15 protein-coding genes are annotated in these 19255 nt (G+C 49.9%); 14 read left to right on the top strand and 1 reads right to left on the bottom strand.

Annotated elements, in window-relative coordinates; translation table 11 throughout:
* The first annotated feature begins 152 nt into the window (after positions 1–152).
* From ACM6JA_RS10555 to ACM6JA_RS10510, 10 genes are all read left to right on the top strand, one after another.
* The gene (locus ACM6JA_RS10555) at positions 153–1331 is read left to right on the top strand and encodes an ROK family protein (RefSeq protein WP_414852264.1); all 1179 of its coding nucleotides are present in this window, start codon (positions 153–155) and stop codon (positions 1329–1331) included.
* Positions 1332–1355: 24 nt separating this feature from the next.
* Positions 1356–2480, top strand: coding sequence for an extracellular solute-binding protein (locus ACM6JA_RS10550; RefSeq protein ID WP_414852263.1), 1125 nt, complete (start codon positions 1356–1358; stop codon positions 2478–2480).
* Between the two features lie 124 nt (positions 2481–2604).
* Complete coding sequence (locus ACM6JA_RS10545; RefSeq protein WP_172143176.1) at positions 2605–3681, top strand: ABC transporter ATP-binding protein; 1077 nt, start codon at positions 2605–2607, stop codon at positions 3679–3681.
* Between the two features lie 14 nt (positions 3682–3695).
* Entirely contained in the window at positions 3696–5423 is a 1728-nt protein-coding gene (locus tag ACM6JA_RS10540) for an ABC transporter permease (protein ID WP_414852262.1), read from the top strand.
* A 53-nt stretch (positions 5424–5476) separates the two neighbouring features.
* Entirely contained in the window at positions 5477–7996 is a 2520-nt protein-coding gene (locus ACM6JA_RS10535; RefSeq protein ID WP_414852308.1) for an NEW3 domain-containing protein, read from the top strand.
* Between the two features lie 119 nt (positions 7997–8115).
* Positions 8116–10647 carry an NEW3 domain-containing protein gene (locus ACM6JA_RS10530; protein ID WP_414852261.1) on the top strand — a complete coding sequence of 844 codons (2532 nt, stop codon included), beginning with the start codon at positions 8116–8118 and terminating at the stop codon, positions 10645–10647.
* A gap of 110 nt (positions 10648–10757) precedes the next feature.
* Positions 10758–12266 (top strand): argininosuccinate lyase, encoded by a 1509-nt coding sequence (gene argH / locus ACM6JA_RS10525; protein ID WP_414852260.1) that lies wholly within the window; start codon positions 10758–10760, stop codon positions 12264–12266.
* Positions 12266–13282 (top strand): N-acetylglucosamine kinase, encoded by a 1017-nt coding sequence (locus ACM6JA_RS10520; RefSeq protein WP_414852259.1) that lies wholly within the window; start codon positions 12266–12268, stop codon positions 13280–13282. The genes argH and ACM6JA_RS10520 overlap by 1 nt, the downstream gene beginning before the upstream one ends.
* A gap of 10 nt (positions 13283–13292) precedes the next feature.
* Positions 13293–14030: a PIG-L deacetylase family protein gene (locus ACM6JA_RS10515; protein WP_414852307.1), complete on the top strand. Its 738-nt coding sequence runs from the start codon at positions 13293–13295 to the stop codon at positions 14028–14030.
* A gap of 144 nt (positions 14031–14174) precedes the next feature.
* Positions 14175–16700, top strand: coding sequence for an SEL1-like repeat protein (locus ACM6JA_RS10510; protein WP_414852258.1), 2526 nt, complete (start codon positions 14175–14177; stop codon positions 16698–16700).
* Positions 16701–16759: 59 nt separating this feature from the next.
* Here ACM6JA_RS10510 and ACM6JA_RS10505 read toward each other — a convergent pair whose 3' ends face one another.
* On the bottom strand, positions 16760–17140 hold the full coding sequence (locus ACM6JA_RS10505; protein ID WP_414852257.1) for a RidA family protein: 381 nt from the start codon (positions 17138–17140) through the stop codon (positions 16760–16762).
* A 70-nt stretch (positions 17141–17210) separates the two neighbouring features.
* Between ACM6JA_RS10505 and ACM6JA_RS10500 the strand changes: the two genes are divergently transcribed.
* The 4 genes from ACM6JA_RS10500 to ACM6JA_RS10485 all read left to right on the top strand — a co-directional run bounded on the left by ACM6JA_RS10500 (position 17211) and on the right by ACM6JA_RS10485 (position 19226).
* Positions 17211–17465: a hypothetical protein gene (locus tag ACM6JA_RS10500; protein WP_414852256.1), complete on the top strand. Its 255-nt coding sequence runs from the start codon at positions 17211–17213 to the stop codon at positions 17463–17465.
* Between the two features lie 65 nt (positions 17466–17530).
* Positions 17531–18088, top strand: a complete 558-nt coding sequence (locus ACM6JA_RS10495) for a nitroreductase (RefSeq protein WP_414852255.1) — start codon at positions 17531–17533, stop codon at positions 18086–18088.
* A gap of 97 nt (positions 18089–18185) precedes the next feature.
* Positions 18186–18533: a DUF1801 domain-containing protein gene (locus ACM6JA_RS10490; protein ID WP_414852254.1), complete on the top strand. Its 348-nt coding sequence runs from the start codon at positions 18186–18188 to the stop codon at positions 18531–18533.
* A 78-nt stretch (positions 18534–18611) separates the two neighbouring features.
* A complete protein-coding gene (locus tag ACM6JA_RS10485; protein WP_007726579.1) occupies positions 18612–19226 on the top strand; it encodes a PH domain-containing protein in 615 nt (204 codons plus the stop codon).
* Positions 19227–19255: the final 29 nt, after the last annotated feature.

Raw genomic sequence — 19255 nt, 5'->3', positions numbered from 1 at the left:
GTATTGCTTAATCTTTGATAATTATACTAAAAAATCCAAAAAATATATGAAAGACAAATGTAAATTGTTTGACTATTGAGCGTCACCGTGTCTATAATTTGGTTATCTTTGTTAGTAATGTTAACTAACTGTGTGGCGGTGATCGATGAAGCGTGCAAGCTCCCAAAAAAACAGGTAATAGTAAACTCGTGAAAAAACTGAATAAAGAAGAAGTATTGCAGCAGGTCGTCCAGCACGGGCAGATTTCCCGCGCGGATATCTCTAAACAGACACAGCTCAGCCGTCCGTGTGTTTCCGCCCTCGTAGATGAAATGATCCAGGAAGGACTCCTGCAAGAAGTAGGAATGGGCGATTCCAAAGGCGGCCGCAAGCCGATTTTGTTGGAGTACAACTACCAGGCCTACGCCATTGCCGGAGCGATTTTTGAAGGATCTACACTGGACATGGCCATAGCAGATATGAAAGGTGAGTTCTTGGCTCGCTATCGCAAACGGCTGGCACAACCAGCGAATGGCGAAACCGTCATCGAAGATTTGGCAGCAGGACTGGATCGCTTGTTGCGTGAAAGCGGCATCCCGCGAGAGCGCCTGCTTGGCATGGGCGTCGGCTTGCAAGGGGTCACACAGCGTGGCAGTGGAACCGTCAGCTTTTCCCCCAGCACGGGGTGGATGGGTTCACCGATTCAGCAGACAATCGAAGCGCGACTCGGACTGCCCGTCATTATCGACAATGACGTGAATATGATGACACTGGGCGAGTACGTTCGTGGAGCAGGGGTCGGCCATACCAACGTCGTCTACATGTACGTAGGAACGGGGATTGGGGCCGGGATCATTTTGGATGGACAGTTTTATCGGGGGAGTCGTGAGGCAGCAGGAGAAATCGGCTTCATGATGATCGGCCCGGTACATAATCGCCCGAATGGCGCGTCAGGGGTGTTTGAGACGCATTATTCGATTCCGGGCATCCAAGAGCAGGCTAAGGGATTTCTCTCTGACCTTCAGGAAGGGTCGAGTGTCATAGAAGAGCTGATCCGGCACGCCAAACAAAATGCAGACGCAAAGGAGCTTCTTGCAGATGTGTATCGACATTGGGCGTACGGAATGGCGAACATCATCAGTATTTTGAACCCGGAAATATTGATCCTGAGCGGGGAGATGGTCCACGTCGATGGTGAAGGGGTGAAGCAAATTCACGAATGGCTGAGAGAATGGGTGCCCGAGGTGCCTAATCTCGAAAAAGCGAGTCTGGGGGAGCGAGCTGGTTTAATTGGTGCTGTCCACAGTGTTTTGGAAGCGTTTCCTTTCATACGACTGCTTGACAAAGAGTGAGAAGAACAAGAGGGGGAGTTCGTTTTGAAGAAGACAACTAGCAAGCTGAAAACATGGATGAAGGGCGTATTTGTCAGCTCCTTGGCTCTGACTGTAGCTGCGTGCGGCAGTGGAGGACAGGAAGCAAAGCCTGCCGACAACGGAGGCCAATCAGGCACGCAACCGGCTGCTCAACCTGCTGATTCATCGGGTGACCCACAAAGACTGGTGATTTACACCGGACGAGACAAAAACATTTTTGAAATCGTGTTGCCAAAATTCAAAGAAAAATACCCGAACATTGAAGTGGAAACACTCGAAATGGGTGCCCAACAAATTTTGGAGCGCGTTCGTGCAGAGAAAGCGAACCCACAGGCTGACTTCTGGTGGGGCGGTACCCAATCTGCTCTAGCGACAGCAGCCAATGAAGATCTGCTGGAGCCTTACAAGCCGACTTTTGCAGACAAGGTGCCAGATTTGTACAAAGATCCGCAAGATCGCTGGTACGGCGAAATGCTTTTGCCAGAGGTCATCATGTACAACTCGCAGGTGCTGAAGCCAGAAGAAGCACCGCAAGATTGGGACGAATTGATCGATCCAAAATTCAAAGACAAGATCGTGATCCGAAACGTACTGCCATCCGGCACGATGCGTACCATTTATTCCGCAATGATCTTCCGTCAAGGGGCGGATACTCCTGAAAAAGGTTTTGAATGGCTGACCAAGCTCGATGCTAATACAAAAGAGTACACGCAAGACCCGACAAATCTGTATCTGAAGCTGGATCGTCAAGAGGGCGTCATCTCCTTGTGGAACCTCCAAGACGTTCTCATCCAAAGCAAAAAGAACAACCATCCATATGACTTCATTTATCCGAAGAGTGGAGCACCGATTCTCGTAGACGGCGTGGCTCTGGTAAAAGGCGCGAAAAACCAGGATGCAGCGAAAAAGTTCATGGAATTCTTGATGAGTCCTGAAATGGCTGCCCAATTGGCTAAAGAGCGCTTCCAGTTCCCATCTCGTACAGACATCAGCAAGGACGAACTGCCAGACTTCATGAAAAATCTTGAGCTGAAGCCAATGGAACTCGATTGGGCTGTCATGGCTGCAAAAGAAAAAGAGTGGATGCAGCATTGGGATGAAAACATCAAGGGGAAAGGCAAGAAGTAAGAAAGATTTTTTCCAAGCAGCTAGGCGGGAAGGCGTTGTCCTTTCCGTCTAGTCACTTATAGAAGTTGTTTGAAAACGGTCATCAGCTTGAAATGACTTGCGATGAAGGAGGAAACACAACCCGATGAGCAGCGTAACACTTGATCACGTTTACAAAAGGTTTGGTCAGGCAAAAGGGGTCGAAGATGTTCACATTCATATCGAATCAGGAGAGTTTTTTACTTTTCTCGGTCCGAGTGGCTGCGGCAAAACGACTACCCTGCGCATGATTGCAGGATTTTATTATCCAACGGAAGGCCATATCCGCTTTGGATCACAGGAGGTTACATCCCTTCCTCCCCATAAGCGCAATACGGGGATGGTATTCCAAAACTACGCGTTGTTCCCGCACATGACTGTTTTTGAAAATATCGCGTTTGGCTTGCAGGTTCGGAAAGTGAACAAAACAGATGCAAAAGAGCGCGTAGAACGAATCATGAAGCTGGTGCGTCTGGAAGGCTATGGCGAACGCCGCATTGATCAGCTTTCCGGGGGACAACAACAACGGGTAGCACTGGCACGGGCGCTGGTCATCGAGCCGCAGATTCTGCTGTTGGATGAGCCGCTGTCCAATCTGGATGCGAAGCTTCGTGAAGAGACGCGCTTTGAGATCAAGAGACTTCAGCTGGAGCTGGGAATTACGACGATTTACGTCACGCACGATCAGGCAGAAGCGATGTCGATGTCAGATCGAATCATGGTCATGCAGAGCGGAGAAGTGCAGCAGATCGGAACACCGCATGAGATTTACCATCGTCCTGTAAACCGTTTTGTCGCTTCTTTTATCGGCGAGACGAATCTGTGGGAAGGGACAGTTACAGGGTTTGATGGCGATGAAGTGCTGGTTCGCACGGCTTCTGGACAAATGCTCAGTGGATTTAAGGAAAATGCCTCTCCACGCGCACAGCTGTCAGTTGGGGAGAAAGTAACCATGTCCATTCGTCCTGAATCCGTTCTGGAGAGTACAGGCAACGAGGGACAAAATGTAGTGACAGGCTCTGTTGTCATGTCTGAATTTACAGGGGCGTGTGTCAATTACGTCACGGAAGTAGGAACGGAGAGCCTGCGCAGCATGTCGATCAACCTGGGACGACCGATTAAACAGCGCGGCGATGCCATCGGCCTACATATACCGAAAGAGAGCATTTATTTTGCCGGATAAGGGGGAAGAAGCTTTTGAGAGCAGAGTTGCAGCAAGCGCCGACAGCAGCCAGACGAAAGTCCATCACCGCTTCACCCGCCTTCGTCTACGTGCTGATATCGCCACTCTTTTTAATATTGTTGGCTTATGTCGTTTATCCATTGTTCGAAACGTTCGTTGCGAGTATCAAGATCGATGAAGAAATTACGTGGAAAAACTACATTCGCTTCTTCAGCCTGGAGCATACCGCCAACCTGGAAGCGTTGTGGAACAGTATCTACATATCGGTTCTGAGTGTCATTACGTGCGGAATTGTTGGCGTCGCGATGGCGTTTTTATTGGAACGCTATGATTTTCCTGGACGAAAAATACTTTCTGTGCTGGCTTTGGTTCCGATGGCGTTGCCTCCACTAATTGGTGTTCTCTCGTTTACCTTTTTGTATGGAGAGAGCGGAATTATTCCACGAGCGATCAAAGAACTGTTTGGGCTTGCCCAGGTTCCTTTCTCGTTAAAAGGAATTTGGGGTGTGGTCGTTGTTCATACGTTTACGATGTACACCTACTTCTTCATGACAGCGACAGCAGCAATCAAGGGACTCGACCCGTCCTTGGAAGAGGCGGCAGCCAGTCTTGGAGCGAATCGCTTTACCGTTTGGCGGCGCATTATTTTGCCGATGCTCACGCCAGCCATGGTCGCGTCTTCTCTGTTGGTTTTCATGATTTCGATGGCTTCTTATACGGCACCGCTCATTTTCGGAATTGACCGGACGATGACGATGCAAATCTATCTGTCTCGCACCAATGGAGATTTGGACATGGCTGCGACACAGTCTACGATTCTTTCGATTGTTTCTGTGGCTTTTCTTTTGATCATGCGTTGGTACCAAGGCGCGCGTAACTACCAGAACTTGAGCAAAGGGGTCAGCGTGCATCGTACCGAGATCAAGAGCAAAGCGGGACGCTACACCACGATTGTGCTGTCTTTTATCGGTACAGTCATTCTGATGCTGCCAATTCTCGTATTGGTACTCATCTCCTTCTCAGTGGATGGTACCTGGACGGTGCAAATATTACCTCCGGAGTATACCCTTTCGCATTACATGGATTTGTTCACGGATAGCAAGACATGGCGTCCGATTCTCAACAGCTTGCAGTTGTCTGCTATCGCGGTAATCGGGATCGTCATTTTCGGTGTAGCTGCGGCTTATGCCATGGTTCGCCTCAAATTTCGTGGGAAAACGCTTCTTGATGTGTTGATCATGCTGCCATGGGCATTGCCAGGGACAGTTGTGGCGATCAACCTGATTGCAGCGTTTAGCGAGCCGAATGCATTCAGCTTTGGACAGGTTTTGATCGGAACATTCTGGATTATCCCGTTGGCGTATTTTGTCCGACATCTACCACTTGTGTTTCGCTCTACCAATGCGACTTTGATGCAGATGGACCCATCTGTCGAGGAGGCTGCGCGGAATCTGGGTGCTTCCTGGTGGTACAGCTTCAGACGTGTCGTGTTCCCGATGGCTTGGGGTGGAATTCTCGCAGGTACGCTTTTGGCATTCGTTCAGTGTATCGGGGAGTTCGTAGCTTCGATTCTGATCTTCACACCGAAGACAACACCATTGTCTGTCGCGGTATTCCAACGCATGTACAGTAATGAATTCGGCACCGCTTGCGCCTATGGAGTCTTGCAAATCGTGGTCATCATCATCGTGTTGTTCATCTCCAGAAAACTGACCGGAGATAAAGCGGGAACTGCCGTGTAAAGCTGGATGCCTTCGTGAAAAAGGAGGGGCTTCACGTGGATGTCAGTGAATCGATGGACAAGAAATCACCGATGGTACAGCCGACCAAACTGCCCTGCCCGCCAATTCCCGCATCTGTTCGCACCATGCAGGGGGAACACGGACTGCTCGATCTGTGGAAAGCGATCAAGCCGCTCGCTACCATTGCCAGTGCCATGAACACAGGTGCCCATCCGGACGATGAGCACAGTGCCATGCTCGCTTACTTGGCGCTGGGGAGAGGCGTGTATACCACGAGTGTGATCGCGACGAGAGGGGAAGGCGGCCAAAACGAAATCGGCTGCGAGCAAGGCACCGCGCTGGGGATTATCCGCACGCGTGAGCTGGAAGAAGCCTCATCACTTAGCAATGTGACGCTTGGCATCTTAAGCGAAGAGCTGGATGATCCCATTCATGATTTCGGGTTCTCCAAATGCGCCGAAGAAACCTTCCGCAAATGGGGCGAAGAGGTCGTGTACGAGCGATTGATTCGAAAAATCAGAGAGCTGCGCCCCGATGTTGTCATCGCTTGCTTTGAAAATGAACCGACGACACACGGACATCACCGAGCGATTACGTTACTGACACAGCGAGCTTTCCACGAAGCAGCCGATCCACAGATCTTTCCGGAGCATAGGCAAGCTGGACTTTTGCCGTGGCAAATGAAAAAACTGTATCTGCCTATCATGGACAACGATGATTATCACGTCGCTGTACCCGTGGGGGAATACGACCAAATCTACGGGTCATCCTATGTGCAGCTTGGTGAGCGATCGAGGTTTATGCATAAGACACAGGGCATGGGTGTTCATTACGACGAAGGCCCGACCTACAATTACTACCGCTTGGATGCATCGGTTTTCCCGGCACCGGAAAAAGAGCGCGACTTTTTTTCAGGACTGCCTGTCAGTTTTGCTGATCTGGCGCAGAGTATCGCTGCAAAAGGCGGGCAAGAACTTGCGGAAGTGCTTCACCGTATGCACGATGCGGCTACAGATGTACTGAATGCCTACCCGCGTTTTGCTGAGGTGGCACAAAGGGTTCACCGCATGAAGGCTTTGCTTGCGACTGCACAACAAGAAGTAGGCAAGGCTCCACTCGATGAAGAAACAAAGATTGATTTGATGTATCGGCTAGGACTCAAGGAAGCGCAGCTAAACCGTGCCAGTGCGGAGGCTCTGTCTTTGGTCGTAAAAATCAAGCCGGAGACGGGCGAGTGGGTGGCAGGCCAGACGACAACTGTTACTGTAACGGCCTACAACGGCGGCTCGCTTGAGGTTGAGCATGTGCAGCTGCGTATGCGTGTTCCCGCTGGATGGACGGCGAAACCGCTCACGCCAACTGCGTTTCCACGACTTGCTTACAATCAGACGGTGTGCACCGTATTTGAGGTATCGATTCCTGCACAGACGGAGCTGTTTCATCCTTACAAGCCGCCCGTGCTCGACGTGGAGGTGCTCTATTTCGCCTTCGAGACAGCCAGTACGATTCGCGTGGAGCCGGATAGCCGTGTAGCTGTGCTTCCGCCGTATGCCGTGACCTTGACACCGTCAGATGTGGTGCGAAACACGCTGCATACGGATGAGACGATCCCGGTTAAGGTAACACTGAAACAGTACCGTCCGGGAAGCTCTACAGCCAAGGTTGCTCTCGTTGTCCCGGCAGGCTGGACAGTGGAGCCAGCCCTTGTCGATGTTCCGTTTTCTTTCCGCAGCGAGACGAAAACGATCGTTTTTACTGTTCATACCACACCGCAAGTGACGAATGGCAAATATCAGATCAGCGCTACGGTCACGGGAACAGACGGTGTGACAGAGATCGCGCAAGATGTGCAGGTCATTGAATACCCGCATGTCGGCCGCACGTATTTCATCCGGCCCGCTACGCTGACTGTTCAAGCCTTTGACCTGGCCATCCCGAAAAACCAACGGATCGGCTACGTATCCAGCGGATTTGACAATATGGATAAATACTTGCGCGCGGTTGGGGTGAATTGCCTCAATCTCGACGCAAACGAAATACAATCGGGCGATTTGTCCCGCTACGACACGATTGTCCTTGGTATTCGCGCATACGGATTCCGCCGCGAATTAATCGAGAGCAATCAGCGTCTTTTGCACTATGTAGAAAACGGCGGAAATCTCGTCGTTCAATATCACAAGCCTGAGGACAAATGGAAGCCGCACTTGGCACCTTACCCCATTTTTATCGGCGAATCGCTGATCGATTGGCGGGTGACTAATGAGCAATCAGACGTCCGTATGCTGGCCCCTGACCATCCGATGTTCCAAGAGCCAAACGTGATTACCCAAGCAGACTGGGATGGATGGGTGCAGGAGCGCTCCATCTACAATCCTTCTCGCTGGGGGAGCGAGTATACCGAGCTGATTGCGACAAGTGATCCGGGAGAACCAGAGTTCCGCGGCATTTTCCTCACGGCGCACTATGGAAAAGGGACGTACACCTACAGCTCGCTTGCCTGGTTCCGCGAGATTCCACAGCTAGTCCCTGGCGCTTTTCGCTTGTTCGTCAACATGATCAGTCAGAAGCAGTAATGCCCCATCCACTCCGGGCCAACCGTGGGTCGATCCATGGCTACATCAATGAAATGCAAACGTACAGACCGCCATGATTGATATAGACATCAATCTGAATGGAATGGAGGAGTTGTTCATTGAGTAAGGGGAAACTTGCCAAGCTGTACACGATTACGACTGCAGCGGTGCTAGCCACGAGTCTGATTATGCCGATAGCACCCGAGACCGCCCATGCAGATCGCGGGGTTGTCGACCTGTGGAAAGCCATCAAGCCGCTCACCACGATTGCCAGTGCGATGAACACCGGAGCACATCCGGACGATGAGCACAGTTCGATGCTCGCGTATTTGTCGCTAGGCAAAGGGGTGGACACATCCAGTGTCATTGCGAACCGAGGCGAGGGAGGACAGAACGAGATAGGCAGCGAGCTAGGTAATGCGCTGGGGATCATTCGTACCCGCGAATTGCAGGAAGCTTCCAAAATCACGAACATCCATCTGGAGAACCTCAGTGAAAAAATCGATGACCCTATTTTTGACTTCGGCTTTTCCAAAAGCCCGGATGAAACCCTGCAAAAATGGGGCGAGGATGTAGCGTACGAAAAGCTCATCCGTCGTATCCGGACACTGAGACCAGATGTCGTGATTCCCGCATTTTTGAACGAACCTTCGACTCACGGTCATCATCGCGCGATTAATGTAATTACAGTACGGGCATTCAAGGATGCCGCAGATCCAAACGTTTTTCCACAGCATGCAAAGGAAGGCTTGGCTCCTTGGCAGGTGAAGAAGCTGTATCTGCCTGCAAAGGAACAGGATTACTCGGTCAAGGTACCTGTTGGCGACTATGACGAAATTTATGGTGCCTCTTACGTCCAACTAGGCGAAGAATCCCGTTTTATGCACAAGAGCCAGGGTATGGGACGTCACTATGACGAAGGGCCAAGCTTCAATTATTACAAGCTCGATCAAGCCATCGTAGAGACAAAAGACATGGAAGCAGACTTTTTTGAGGGAATTGCCTATTCGTTTGACGATTTAGCCAAGGAAGTGGCCAGCCAGTCTGGTGGGGGAAAAGTCGCGAGTGAACTGAAAAAGCTGCAAAAGGATGCCGCAGAGGTTATTGCTGCGTACCCAAGCTTTGCCTCAGTAGCCAAGGAAGCGCATGAAATGCTGGCGGATGTGGAAAAAACGACGGCAGTAGTCGAAGCGTCCTCCTTGCCAACTGACACGAAAACAGACTTGCGCCATCGTTTGGGAGTGAAGAAATCTCAGCTGAACAAAGCTAGTGCCGAAGCGCTCTCGCTCGTAACCAAAGTAAAGCCTGAGACAACTGAGCTGGTAGCTGGCCAAACAACGAAAGTAACGGTTACGGCTTACAACGGCGGCCAAGCAAAAGTCGGGAAAATCAATCTCGCGCTGAATGTACCAAAAGGCTGGCAAGTCAAGCCGCAATCGACCACCAGCTTCTCATCGCTCGGTTACAATCAGACGGTGAAAACGACATTTGATGTCACAGTTCCTTCAGATGCCGCTCTGTTCCAACCGTATGCCGCTCCAGCCATTACGGCAGACGTCAGCTACGACTTTGCAGGCTCGACGGCGAATAGCCATGTGACACCAGCAGATGCCATTGCAGTTCTTCCATCTTTTTCTATGGTGCTGAGTCCAAATGCGACGGTTTTGAATACGCAGAAGCCAGAGGAGCCAATCCCGGTCAAGGTTACGGTGAAAAACTACAATCCAGGTGCAGCGAAAACCAACATCTCTCTCGATGTACCAAAAGGCTGGAGGGTAGAGCCACAAGCAGCACCGATCGCCTTTGAGGCCAAGGGAGAAACGAAGTCGGTTGCCTTTACGGTCAAAGCAGATGCTTCGGTCCAACCGGATAAGTATACGGTGACAGCAGTAGCGTCTGGCAGTGGTAAAGAGAGCCGACACGGAGCCCAAGTCATCCGTTACCCGCATATCGGCACGACTTACTTTGTCCAACCTGCAACTCTTGCCATCCAGGCATTTGACCTGAAGGTGCCGGAAGGCTTGAAGGTCGGTTACGTATCCAGTGGCTTTGACAATATCGATCAGTATTTGTCCCAATTGGGAGTCGATGTGACCAATCTGTCGGTAAAAGACATCGAGTCTGGCGATCTGGATCAATACGATACGATCGTGCTGGGTATTCGCGCTTATGGTTTCCGACCTGAGCTGATTCCTTCAAATGCACGCTTACTGAAATACGTAGAAAACGGCGGTAATCTGGTCGTGCAATACCACAAGCCAGAGGATAAATGGAAGCCGGAGCTGGCTCCTTATCCGATCAAAATCGGTGCTCCGCTGATTCAATGGCGTGTCACAGACGAAAACTCCAAAGTAACAGTACTGGCGCCTGATCATGCATTATTCCATTCGCCAAACAAAATCACGGAGGAAGATTGGGATAACTGGATTCAGGATCGTTCCGCTTACAATCCATCCGAGTGGGGCAAGGAATACACAGAGCTAATCTCCAATGGAGACGAAGGCGAGAAGGAATTTACGGGTACGTACCTCACAGCCAAGTATGGAAAAGGAACGTATACCTACAGCTCGCTCGTGTGGTATCGCGAAATTCCGTCACTCGTACCGGGTGCGATCCGATTGTTTGTAAACATGATCAGCCCACAGCAGTAATCATAATAGAAGGGAAGGCGATCGTTCGGCGGTCGCCTCCCTCCTAAAAGAAGATCAGACGCAAAAATAGAAGCAGTTTACGAATGGGTAGGGAAGGAGATGCAAGAAAGATGAATTACAGAGATCGGATTTTTCAACAGGAGGGAGCCAGTTTCCCTGGCAAGACATACGTGGAGGCGGTTTTGGAGCCTGCATTCAACGAAGCGAAGCACCATCTGCTGCATCCAATGATGGCGATCAACAAGGCACATTTGATCATGCTTCGTGAACAAGAATTGCTCACAGACGATGAGGCCAAAAGAATTGCTGGTGCACTGTGTGGGATCGAAATGGAAGAGCTGCGCCAATCGCATTACACCGGGCAGTTTGAAGATTTGTTCTTTCAGGTAGAGAGCCGTTTGCTGGAACTGGCTCCTGATGTGGCAGGAAATCTGCATCTGGCTCGCAGCCGCAACGACATGGGGATTACCATATACCGCATGGTGCTGCGTGAAAAATTATTGGTGACCTTGGCTTCTGCCCTCTATCTGAAAGAGCATTTGCTCCTCTTTGCAAATGAGCATGTGGATACGATCATGATTGGCTACACGCACACACAGCAGGCACAGCCGACGACAATGGCGCATTACATCATGGCGGCTACTGACATGCTCAGCCGTGATATCAAGCGACTGATCCAAGCCTATCACACAGTCAATCGCTCCCCTATGGGGGCAGCGGCCTTGACGACTTCTGGCTTTGCGATCAGCCGGGAGCGGATGCGCGAATTGCTCGGATTTGATGAGTTGGTGGAAAATTCCTATGATGCAGTCTGCGGCGCGGATTATTTGGGGGAAGTAGCGACAGCCGTACAATTAGCAGCCATTAATTTGGGGCGTACGGTTCAAGATATGCTGTTGTGGTGCACACAAGAGTTCGCGGGGTTAAAAGTCGCGAGTCCATACGTGCAGATCAGCTCCATCATGCCACAAAAGCGAAATCCGGTTTCCTTTGAACATATGCGCTCTCTGTTGTCCAGTGCAGCAGGAAATGCGACGACAGTGCTTACGATGATGCACAATACGCCTTTTGGCGATATCGTGGATACCGAGGATGACATGCAGCCATACGCGTGGCGGAGCATGGGCGTACTCGAGCAGATGTATCGCTTGATGGCGAGTGTTGTGGGTACGATGGAAGTGAACAAGGACGTCCTCTTGGAGCGGGCAAAGGGCAGCTTTGCGACCGTCACAGAGCTGGCGGATACATTGGTGCGCACGGATCAGCTTTCGTTCCGCAAATCTCATCACATCGTGAGTCGTGTGGTAAAAGAAGCGATGAGCGAGCAACTCGCTGCAAACCAAATCAGCTTGGAGCTGGTAAACCGTGCAGCCGTAGAAGTAATCGGGCGAGAGCTGTCGCTCACAGCAGAAGAGCTCAGACTGGCGCTTGACCCCGTTCATTTCGTAATGATCCGCAAGCTTCCTGGTGGACCAAATCCAGAGGAAATGAAGCGCATGATCGCCGTTCGCCAAGCTGTTCTCCAGCAGGAAACAGAATGGCTAGAGGAGAAAAAGCAGGCGATTGCGAATGTGATGAAAGGGCTTGATCAGATGACAGCTGAATGGAGTGTGGGGTAATGGCAGTGGTGCAAATACCTCTTCTGGCAGTGGACGGAGGGGGCACCAAGTGTCTGGCGGTACTGGTGGACCGCTCCAGAAATGAAATCGGTGCAGGACGCTCCGGTTCGTGCAATTATCAAGGGATCGGGGAGGAAGCGGCAGCTCGTGAGTTGGTTGCAGCGATCAGCCAAGCTATAGACGATGCGATCGCTCGTCAAACAGTTGCCCCCTTTATGAGCGGCACTCCGACACCGGATGGACCAATCGAATGGGAAATCGAGTGCGCGGTGTTCGGGATCGCTGGCCTGGATACAGAGTATGATCGACAGGTAATCTCGCGGATGGTGAGCAAGGTGCTGCACCAGCTCGGTATTCGCGTCCAGCACCTGATTGTGGAAAACGACGGGTTTGCGGCATTGCTCGGTGCGACCGGAGGCAAACCTGGCATTCTGGTCATCGCAGGCACAGGCTCGATTGCCTTTGGTGTAAACGATGAACAGGAAACGGCGCGAGCAGGAGGCTGGGGGCATCGGGTCGGTGATGAGGGCAGTGGCTACTGGATCGGCAAGCAAGCGATTATGGCTGTATTAAAAGCAGCGGATGGCCGCGGCGAGCCGACTGTATTGAAGGAGCTGCTCCTCCCGCACGTTGGACTGGGACGCGTAGATGAATTGTTTAACTGGACGTACAGTGAGCATTATTCCGTAGAGAAGGTAGGAGAGCTGTCACCATTGGTCAGTCAAGCGGCACTTGCCGGAGATAAGGTGGCAGCAGCTATTTTGCAGGTCGCAGGCGAAGAGCTTTTCGATGCTGCTCGGGCTGTCATAGATACGTTGCAAATGAAAGCCAAGCCGTTTCAGATGATCATGCAGGGAGGCGTTTTGCAAAACGATGATCGCGTGCGAGAGATCGTCGTAGAGCGCGTCCGAGAGTACGCTTCGCAGGTCGTCATCGAAAATGCACAAAACGATCCGATTTATGGTGTCATAGCAAAAGGATTGGCTTATTTAGAACGCCAATCGGGAGGCAAATGAGGTGCCAGTAATGAAAAAAGTAATGGTCGTCTTTCCCCATCCGGACGATGAGTCTTTTGCCTGCGGGGGAACGTTGGCAAAGTGCAAGGACGCCGGACATGAAACGTGTTATTTGTGCATTACCTCCGGCTGCAAAGGACGCAGCGGTCCATTCGATATCGATTGCAGAGAAAAGCTGGCAAAGCATCGAGAGCTAGAGCTGAAAACAGCAGCGGAAGTGCTCGGAATCAGTCGTCTCGACTTGTTCCGGTACCCGGATGGTTCCTTGCAAAATGCCGATCTGGATGAGCTGGTGGGCAAGATTCGGAAAGCGATAGAGGAATGGAAGCCCCATGTCGTCGTTACGTTTCCGCCGGACGGGGTAACGGGTCATCCCGATCATATCGTCACGTGCGAGGCGACGACGCGAGCGGTCGAACAAGCGGAAGCGAGCTTGACTCTAGCAGAATATCCTGATCTGTACTATGTTTCGATCCCGCACTACTACGATCATTGCCCGGATCATGGTCCAAAGCCAGCGGTTCCGATTACAGGCAAGATCGATATTTCGGGCTATCGGATACAAAAAGGAGAGGCGCTGAAGGCTCACTTAAGTCAGGAGTATTCCGTGAATCGCGCTTATCCGGGTGTGATCGATGGGGACTTTGGCGTCATTGGCTGCTATGAGTATTTTACTTTGGTGCGTTCAGCGGGCAAGGCGATCGAGCCGGTTAGTGTGGGTGGGAGTATTCCTGTCATTGAGCTGTAATCTAAAAAGTAGAAAGGGCTGACCAGCATGATTTTTGCTAGTCAGCTTTTTTACATTGGATAGCCCATCAGACGGATTGTTTTGTCCTACTAGATTTGATTACAATGTGATCAAGTGCAATTGGAAATCAAAGGGAGAGAAGACATGTCACACAGAGTCTATGTATATAACGTCAGTGAACCTTCTCAAGCACAAAACAACGACACGATGATGGTGGAATGGGGATATGAGGTCCCACTACTCTTGCAACCGCTCTTCATAGAAGGTGGTTCGATCGCCGGCAACAATTACAACAACCATACCGAACCGGACAATTCCGGACTCTATTACGACGCGCAGGCAGGCATCGAAAACGTCAAGCGATTCTACGATTTCCTGGAGAGCCAGGAAGGGTTAATCCAAAACAAAGAAGCATTTTTAGAAGCGAGAAATCAGCTTTTCAGCTATCTGGAAAAACGAACGCTTCCGTATTTTCACATCGATGCCTGGGACGTATTCAATATGGATGATATTCCTCATGACGAGCAGGCGGAAACTTTGCGCGCCAATATTGCCCATAACAACGAGATCATGACAAAGGCAATGGACAACGATGACATCTCATTGCTGAACTACTCCGAATTGATGGACGTGAACCCAGGCTTTCGTTCTTTTGCCGAGCTGCTCAATTATGAGGACTACCAATACGGCTGGGGACACATCTGGCAGCCTTATGAAGAGCATTCCGACGTGGAGATTTTTGAGGAAGCTGGCTTGTGTGGTCTAAAAGACGAAGAGGGAAATATATTGCTCGCCCCTCAGTTCGATGCCTTTTACGATTTCGCTTCCGAAGATCTCGCCGTAGTCTCTAGAGATGGCAAATATGGCTATGTACATAAATCCGGGAGAATTGTCATTCCATTGGAGTGGGAGGATGCCTACGATTTTGAATACGGCTCTGCTAGTGCCATTGTCAAACGAAACGATCGATATGGTCTGATCAATCTCGAAGGCAAAACAATTGTCCCTACCCACTATGAAGAATTGGAACCTCTCGATTACCAACGATTTTATACGGCAAAGAAAGACGGAAAATGGGGAGTGCTGGGGGAAGCTGGTTCAGTAACGATAGATTTTGAGCATGAAGAAGCTTTCGAGTGTGGGGACGGCTTTTACCATACGGCGGTTAAAGGCAGGAAAAATCAGAAAATCTTTAACGAATATTGGAAATACGTCGGGGAATTCCCTCTGGCGGCGGTGGAACAGATCGACGAAGGGCTTCTTCTCGTCAAACCGCACAAGGATGCAAATCACAGCACCTTGTACAAAAAAGACGGCACTGTCGGCGCATCCGGCTTCGATAAACTGAATCGGCAAACCCATTTTCCGAATCTGCTCGTTCTACGCAAGGGGAAGAAGTACGCCGCTTATGGCAAACAGCAGGAGAGCCTTCTGTTGCCGTACGAATACGATGAACTGATTGACTTGCAGGTTTATACGGAGGCAAGGCAGGGCAATCAGGTGCTGGCGAAAAAAGATGGAAAGCTAGGCGTTTTTCATGGAGATGCCGATCAGCCAGCATGGTTATTCCCCTTAGACGATTATGAGAATATTTTTCGGCTGCATCAGGATGCGTATGCTTTGAAGAAAAATGGATTATGGAGCATTGCCTTATCGCCGGAAAAGCGATGGAGTGATTTTGAATTCGATTTGGTGGTGAAAAAGGCATTTGTCGGGGGTTTTGCTTATGCCTTCAAGGGTCACGACGTTTATTTAGTAAGCGAGTACGGGCTGTCGAGGGCAGAGAAAACGCTCGTTCTGGAGGATGTAGAAGATCGTTATTACAGCTATTATTTTGATGCCGAGGTTCGCAAGCGACTGCTGGCCTATGCCAAAGGAGAGCAATCCGATGTTGACAGCGTAGATCAGTACACACCAGTAGAAACGTTGTACAATCTGGGCATGGAAGCGTATGAAGCAGGTGATTATGAGAAAGCCATTCTGTACGATACGCTTGCTGCTAAAAAGGGCTATGCCCCGTCCATGAATAACCTTGCCCATATGTATTACAGTCTAGAAGGATTCGAGGATGCTGATAAAGCTTTTTACTGGTATGAATTAGGGGCTGCGGCAGGCAACCACCATGCTATGAATGGACTAGGCTGTTGCTATCGACACGGGGTAGGCACGGAACCTGATGCCGATCAGGCAATGTACTGGATGGGCAAGGCGGCAGAACACGGTCATGCGCTGGCTCACAACAATCTGGGCGCCATCTATTATGACGGAGAACTGGTGCCGCAAGATTTGGACAAGGCCCTCTGGCATTATGAGCAGGGGGAGTTATTGGGTTCGCCGGTTTTTGCGTGGCTTGGCTATCTGCACGATTCAAAAGGAAACTACGAAAAGGCGCTGCATTATTATCACCAAGATTACGAAGCAGGCGGCGATATCAGTGCCTATAATTTGGGGATCTTCTACTATAATGGCTACGGTACAGCCAAAAATATCGACGCCGCCATCACTTATTTTCACACTGCTTTGGAAAGAGACTACCCGCATGCGCATCTCGAACTGGCAAGGATTTACCGGAACGAAGCAAAATTTGCGGACGAGCTCCTGGCGAAAAAACACATCGAAGAAGCGGAAAAGGCAGGTCTTGATATCCCTGAGGAGCTAAAACAATCGTAGAAAAGGCAAAAAGCGGATCGACAGAAAAAGTCGTCGGTCCGCTTCCAACTAACTAACATCTAAATAATAGCTTCCACTTCAATTTCAACGAGCAGAAGCGGGTCAATCAATGCCTTGACCTCAACCATCGTAGCGACAGGCTGAATCTCGCGGAAAAACTCCCCATGTGCTTTTCCGATCTCTTCCCACTTGCTGATATCCGTTACAAACATCCGCGTTCTGACCACATGAGACAAATCAGCATCTAGTTCTCGCAATGCTTTTTCAATCGTCTCTAGGATAAACCTTGTTTGTTCATAGGCATCGCCTACTCCAACGACTTCTCCGTCCTTCATAGCAGTGGTGCCAGCCACTTCAATCCGGTCTCCTATTCGGATTGCACGGCAATAGCCTACGACAGGCTCCCAAGGTGAACCCGTGAATATTTTCTTTCGATTCATACGTAGAAGGCCCCTCTCATTTCGCAATAATTGGAATATACTACAAAACAGAAGGGGAGTGGAGCGGTTTATGAACTTTTTTCTCACTCTTTTTTCCAAGTACAAGTGCTTGATCCACACTGCGATTGGTCATCAAGATTACGTGCGTGCGGCATATAAACTGGAGGCTCATGGCATCCGTTTTCGGACACGCATTCACTCTCATGCGCTTCGTCATTTAGGGGGAGACATGGGGATGCTACCCCAAGAAGATCATAAGCAATACGACATCTACGTGGCAAAAGAAGACGAACACCAAGCACATTTGGCAATTCATTCCCGTTGATGGATACCTATACGATATAATGATTGGGATTCGTAAGAAAATGGTACAAACGAGGAGGAACCAGCATGTCCGTACTAGAGGCACTCAAAAGCAGAAGAGCCGTGCGTAACTATATTCCAAAAGAAGTAGAAACCGAAAAAATCCAAGCATTGCTAGATTGCGCAGTGTTAGCCCCGAATGACCGCTTACGTCAGCCGTGGCATTTTTACGTGATCAGAGGAGAGGCAAAGCTGCGGTTCGAGGAAATCGCGAAGGAATTTTTGCTGGAGCGTTTTCCGACCAAGCCGAATCTCGTGCAGGATTCCTTAGCCGTCCTGGAAAAAACACCACTCGTCATTGTCGCGACTGCTGATGTGATCCCAGGGGATGAAGCATCCTCAGAGGATAACGAATACGCGGTTTGCTGCGCGATTCACTCTATGTGGCTGGCAGCGAAGGAACTGGGACTGGGCATGGTATGGCGCACGAGAGGAATCGGCTTGGTTCGCGATGAGCGCTTGCTGCAATTTCTCGGTTCGCCTGAAAATAAAAAGGTTGTGGGTACGCTGTTCATGGGCTATCCCGAGGCAGATGCTCCTGAGACGAGTCGGGTAGCAGCGGAAGAAAAGACGACCTGGCTGTAATCGATAGAATAGCAATCCAGAAGAAGCCTCCTATTGCATCTGTCGATTATCATAAAGACTAGAAGCACCCTCACTTTTTGGAAGCGGAGGACTATTGATGAATCAGCAAGTAACGGATTATATCCAAAACATAACCAATGAATCTCAGGTAGAAGTTTGCAATCGGATTCGCCAGCTCATCCATGAAAACATCCCGAATGTAGAAGAGCAGGTGAAGTATAAACAAGCTTTTTATTCCATTCAGGGCAAGCAGGCATGTGTATATTTTCCGGCAAAGGACTGGATTAATGTGACGCTGTTTCAAGCGGCGAATTTGGATGCTCCAGCTGGCATTTTTGAGAAGTCTGATCATGCTGACCGGAAGTCCATCAAAATACGGAATGGAAAAGAATTTGATTTTAATGTTCTTGCAGGCCTATTCAAAAAATTGGGTGAAGCACAGTAGTTGTTTGCAACTAAGTCCCTCCATGCACGTATAAATGGGTAAGGTTAGACCGTACATATCGAGGGGAGCTGTTTCATTATGTTTGGAAAGCTTGCGGCAGATGCACTTGGTTTGAGCAATGTGGGAATCGTGGTAAAACCAGCGGATTACGACAAGGTGGACGCTGATGATTACATCATGCATGAGGACCATGAGAAAATTTATTTTTTGATCAAATCAAAGTCCGATGAGTACTGCTTCACCAATCTGGGGCTTGTTCATCTGGATGGAACGAGTGCCACCAGCAAAAAACGCATGCTGCGCCGCTATTCCTACCATACACACCCGATCTCTGACGTGTATCTGGAAACAGCCGGAACCGTCGATTTGGATGTAGAAATCAAGTTCACCATGGGCAATGAGCACTATTCGATCGATGTCAACAAAAAGCATTTGGAGGAGCTAAAAGACCTCTACAAAGCTCTTGTGAAGATCGCATCGATTATGCACGATAACGAACTTGCGCTCCAGCATGCAAAAGAAAGCCTCCACGTCGCCCAAAGCACACTCGGCCGCGTAACAGGCCAGCAAGCAGACGTAGCTTCACAATTCAAGTCCATCAACCAATACACCTTCGATTGGCTGGAAGACATCCGATACAAGTATGTCGTTAAAGACTTTGGTAAAGTCTTTGAAAAATATATTCATAACTAAAAAAAGAAGAGCCTCATTAAAGAGGCTCT

Source organism: Brevibacillus sp. IT-7CA2 (assembly GCF_949767855.1).
Lineage (GTDB): Bacteria > Bacillota > Bacilli > Brevibacillales > Brevibacillaceae > Brevibacillus.
Note: the sequence above shows the minus strand (reverse complement) of the source record. Positions and strands in the feature narration are given on the sequence as shown.

Coding starts and splice junctions, on each gene's coding strand:
- ACM6JA_RS10545 (WP_172143176.1), top strand. CDS start 2,605: ATGAGCAGCGTAACACTTGATCACGTTTACAAAAGGTTTGGTCAGGCA.
- ACM6JA_RS10535 (WP_414852308.1), top strand. CDS start 5,477: ATGGACAAGAAATCACCGATGGTACAGCCGACCAAACTGCCCTGCCCG.
- argH (WP_414852260.1), top strand. CDS start 10,758: ATGAATTACAGAGATCGGATTTTTCAACAGGAGGGAGCCAGTTTCCCT.
- ACM6JA_RS10520 (WP_414852259.1), top strand. CDS start 12,266: ATGGCAGTGGTGCAAATACCTCTTCTGGCAGTGGACGGAGGGGGCACC.
- ACM6JA_RS10515 (WP_414852307.1), top strand. CDS start 13,293: ATGAAAAAAGTAATGGTCGTCTTTCCCCATCCGGACGATGAGTCTTTT.
- ACM6JA_RS10510 (WP_414852258.1), top strand. CDS start 14,175: ATGTCACACAGAGTCTATGTATATAACGTCAGTGAACCTTCTCAAGCA.
- ACM6JA_RS10505 (WP_414852257.1), bottom strand. CDS start 17,140: ATGAATCGAAAGAAAATATTCACGGGTTCACCTTGGGAGCCTGTCGTA.
- ACM6JA_RS10500 (WP_414852256.1), top strand. CDS start 17,211: ATGAACTTTTTTCTCACTCTTTTTTCCAAGTACAAGTGCTTGATCCAC.
- ACM6JA_RS10495 (WP_414852255.1), top strand. CDS start 17,531: ATGTCCGTACTAGAGGCACTCAAAAGCAGAAGAGCCGTGCGTAACTAT.
- ACM6JA_RS10490 (WP_414852254.1), top strand. CDS start 18,186: ATGAATCAGCAAGTAACGGATTATATCCAAAACATAACCAATGAATCT.
- ACM6JA_RS10485 (WP_007726579.1), top strand. CDS start 18,612: ATGTTTGGAAAGCTTGCGGCAGATGCACTTGGTTTGAGCAATGTGGGA.